General features: G+C 44.8%; 2 protein-coding genes. One reads left to right on the top strand and one right to left on the bottom strand.

Translation table 11 applies throughout. The features are described from left to right. The first annotated feature begins 599 nt into the window (after positions 1-599). Positions 600-1,244 (top strand): response regulator, encoded by a 645-nt coding sequence (locus KE626_RS13490; protein WP_211973427.1) that lies wholly within the window; start codon positions 600-602, stop codon positions 1,242-1,244. Here KE626_RS13490 and KE626_RS13485 read toward each other — a convergent pair. Further along, the gene (locus KE626_RS13485) at positions 1,231-4,242 is read right to left on the bottom strand and encodes a sensor histidine kinase (RefSeq protein WP_249207461.1); all 3,012 of its coding nucleotides are present in this window, start codon (positions 4,240-4,242) and stop codon (positions 1,231-1,233) included. The two genes, KE626_RS13490 and KE626_RS13485, sit on opposite strands and share 14 nt — an antisense overlap. Positions 4,243-4,248 lie beyond the last annotated feature (6 nt).

Here is a 4,248-nt window from a genome sequence, read left to right as displayed (position 1 = left end):
AATGCAATAAACTTTGGGTAATGAGGGGTCCGGTCCGCCATGTGGGTACACAGCGGAGCAGGAAGATTCTTAAAGAACCTTTGCGTGCTCGTATACAGGATATGGTTGCTTGTTAAAATCTATGGACAACGCTCCTCAGCCAGTATCGGTCAGGCACAGGTAACATCACATATTCACAATTGAAGAAATTGGTTCCGGCGTAAATTTGCAAAGCCTATACGTTGTGGTAATTGGGTAAAATTCTCCATAGGAAAATATTAAGATTACAAAAAGGATACGGGTATCGTTATTTGTCCTAAAAAAACTCAGAGATGCTCACATGACTCAATGGAACAAATCTACTCAGCGAAAGTAGATAAACTATTCTTGCACCCTTGTCAACGTTTATTGAATACAAGTGTAGTATTTACACTACATTTTACAATACTACCGGGCACCCCTATACTATTTTCTTCACTCATATACTTATCTGATGAGAGACGGATGTCAGCATGGGCTTATAAAAAACAGCAAAAATTATCATGTATATCCGAAGAAAAAAATGTTAATTTAGCGTCGATAAATTACTATGTCAGCCCGATCCCTAACTTGGAATAGAAATGAAGAACGTACTAATAGCAGATGATCACGCCATAGTCAGACTAGGTATGAAACAAATTATCTGCTCGCTGCCCGGAGCGATGATTGTTACCGATGCAAAAACATTTGATGAAGCCATTTCTCTTATTGAAGCCCAAGCCTTCGACCTGCTGATATTGGACATCAACATGCCTGGCGGCAATAATCTGCAAATGATTTATGCCGTGAAACTACGACAACCCGGTATCAGGATACTGGTGTTTTCGGCGTACGACGAAATACTGCATGCCCTCAACTATATCAAGGCGGGTGCAGATGGCTATATTGAAAAGAATTCCCCGGATGAGGAATTCAAAACTGCCATCAATGCGGTATTGACGGGCGAAAAATATATCAGCAAGGCGGTCAGAGAACAGCTGATAGGTAAATTTACGGGGCAGCAGGAACACCACACTAACCCTTTCACGGTGCTTTCTCCCCGGGAAATTGAAGTAATGAACCTGCTTGCAAAAGGACTTCCCCTTATAAAAATTGCCGAAATACTCCATTTGCAGCTAACAACTGTGAGTACTTATAAGACGCGTATTTTTGAAAAGGTAGGTGTAACAAATGTGATCGCCTTAATGGAAAAGGCGCAAATGCACCAGGTAACTACCCCCCATTAAGGTGAAGCAGCAGGGAAATCCTGGTACCCCCGTTAATGCCCGGCTTAACAAGCAGGCGGCCATTAATGAGGGTCAGTAATTCCTTTACAAGGATGAGCCCTATTCCAGCGCCGCCGAAATGCGCGGAGCCCTCATTTGCCGTTTGATTGATCCAGTTCATTACGGGTTCCGGCATGCCGGAACCCATATCCAGCACATGTATGGTTAAAATACGGTCATCTCTTTCCGCACTTAATTCCACATAACCCCTGGCGGTATATTTTATGGCATTGTCTAACAGGTTATGTAATACTACAGCCAGTAACAGCTTGTTTACCATCACCGTGGTTTCCGGTGTGATATTATTGATGATCTCGATTCCCTTTGAGCCGGATACCGGCCCGAAAATCTCCATCTTTTCTTCCACTACCTGGTAAATGTCCACGGTTTCTTCTGAAAATTCTCCTGTGAGGAAGGAGGTCCGCATATAATGTATCAGGTTATCCACCAGGTGATGCATACGGTAAAGACTATCATAGGTAACCGTTTTTATTTCCTTCTCCTGCAATACACCTGATGATGGTTCATCTTTATTTACCCTCAGTAAAAATCTCAGTGGTGTTTTAATATCATGGGTAATGGCAGCGAGCAAACGTTCGTGCATAAAACTTTGTTTACGCAGTTGTTTATCCGATTCCCGGAGTATGGTCATGGTTTCTTCCAGCTCCCTGGTGCGGCTCATTACCTTTAATTCCAGCTGCTGGTTTTTCTCCCGGATATGGCGGAGGCGTATTTTATAGAACACTACTACCAGGCAGATCAACACGATGAATATTGCCAACCTGAACCAGCCTTTTTCGTAAAAAGCCTGCTGTATGTGAATGGCGATCACCTTCTCAATATATTGATCTCTTCCAAATCCTTTCAGCTTCCGGATATGGATACGATATTCCCCTGATGGCAGGGAAGAAAAAGTAATCGTTCTGTCGCTGCTCACCGGCAGCCATATCTGTTGCTCTTCTTCCTCGTCTGCTTTCTCCAGGGAATAATAAAACTGCAGGTTCCGTGAATCACCGAAGTAGGGAGAGCTGACATGTACCCGGAATGTTCGAAAATTATTTGGCAGATCGAAGCGTTCGCCCGTTGACGTCAATTTCAGATTATGCTCTACCCAGTCGATATATATTCCTTTGTCCGGCAGTTCCATGCGGATGGAAGAAGGGGCAAACTGTACCAGGCCGTCGAGTGACGGAAGGGAAATATCACCATTATCATATTGGAAAGCACAGGGTTCACAGCCTCCATTGAATTCGTTCGTATTAAAACCCTGGTCTTTTCCGAAGTAGTAATAAAATAAGTCGCGCTGTTTCCCATCTGCAAAATCAAGGGCATCCTGCCTCCTGATACTGAATAATCCTTTGTTGGTAGTGAGCCAGAAGTACCCCTGCTCATCTTCCGTAATACAATGCGTGGTAGCCATGTACTGTTGCCTGTCTTGCGGCAGGGCTACCAGTTTCTCATTCCGGTAAAGAAAAACACCCCGGTTATAAGTGGTAATCCAAATTTCACCGGCTTGGGGGATATAAATACTTCTGACAAATCCTCCTTCCAGGCCCCTGATGGTATCTGTACGGCCTGACGGCAAATGCACCCGGTATAATCCGTTACTGGAGCCTATCCATAAAATGCCGGGCGGGCCTTCTTTTATATAGGTGACATCCTCAACGGCGGCCTTCAGGAATTGTAATGCCTGACCGGGATCAGCCGTTTTCATGTAATATAGCCCGGGATATTTTCCGCCTACCCATAAAATTCCTTCCTGGTCGGTGTAGACCTGGTTAATAAGATAGGGCAATTCAATTTTTCGAAATACCTGGCTGAAATCCGGTGATATGCCTACCAGGGTCATTCCGGCTCTGCCCCAGTACCTTCCCTGCCGGTCACGGGCAAGTGTATATTTTTCCAGCGCCCCCTCCCTATTGAATGATGATGACCTCCAATTGTATTTTCCGTTCTGATTAAAAGTGAGTCCGGAAGTAGTTACCACTGCATTTCCCGGGAAAGGAGCCTGCGCATAAAATACTTCCGCTTCCGAGTTATCCGTTTTACGCACTTTAAATTGTTGCCGGGTGCAAATGTAGAGGCCCTTTGTAGAGCTCCCCAGGAAAACCCTGCTGTTAAGCCGGTCGTAGTAAACTGACGTTACATAATGCTGATGAAGATCAAAGTCCCGTATCACCATCGAACTGTGTATACGATCTCCGGCGGCCGGCTGTAATTGATAACAGTTGTGATCAACATAAACAAATACCTGTTGCGCCGGGAGGTTCCAGAACAACTCCATTTTACCTTTTCCAAAGGCAGCATCAGACAACAGGTCCCCTGTAAGTGACATGTTTACGGGCCGCTCTTTCTCCCACTTTATTATTTGGCCATCTTTTCTAAGATAGAAAAGTTGACTATTGCAAACAAATAAATGCAACAGGTCCAGTTTGGGCTGTATCATTCGGTACACTACGCGTCCGTCCTTTACAGCAGAAATGGTATCATGATCCACTTTAAAATAATTGTCCGTATTCCCCGGCAGTACAATGGGACGCTCCTTAGCGAAGTGTGCACCATAATCATCCGGCCATCCACGGATGGGATAATAGTCGTTCTGCGTTGCCACATACTGCTGGTACTTATATCCCAGCATCTCGTTTCCTATATGCTTTACCTTACTCTCTGTCACTGTTAATATCTGCCCTATATCGGTTTCTGCTGCAATAGCGGTATCGCAGGGATAGATCCTGGCCATCCTGCTGCTTTTCAAACCAGGTACATTGTCGCTGTTAAAATTGAGAAAGTAATTGCCATCAAACCTGGTCAACCCGTTTTCCGTGGCCAGCCATAGAAACCCGTTCTTATCGGGCACAATACCTTTGACGCTGTTTTGCGGCAAACCATCTTCATCCGTAAAGTGCCTGATGGCATAATGCGCCGTAGTATCCATTGAAACAATGGGCGCAGCTGGCATGAAATT

Source organism: Chitinophaga hostae (assembly GCF_018224885.1).
In the GTDB taxonomy this organism is placed as follows: Bacteria; Bacteroidota; Bacteroidia; order Chitinophagales; family Chitinophagaceae; genus Chitinophaga; species Chitinophaga hostae.
Note: the sequence above shows the minus strand (reverse complement) of the source record. Positions and strands in the feature narration are given on the sequence as shown.

Bases quoted from the DNA above. Each gene is read 5' to 3' on its own strand.
- KE626_RS13490 (WP_211973427.1), top strand. From the start codon at position 600: ATGAAGAACGTACTAATAGCAGATGATCACGCCATAGTCAGACTAGGT.
- KE626_RS13485 (WP_249207461.1), bottom strand. From the start codon at position 4,242: ATGCCAGCTGCGCCCATTGTTTCAATGGATACTACGGCGCATTATGCC.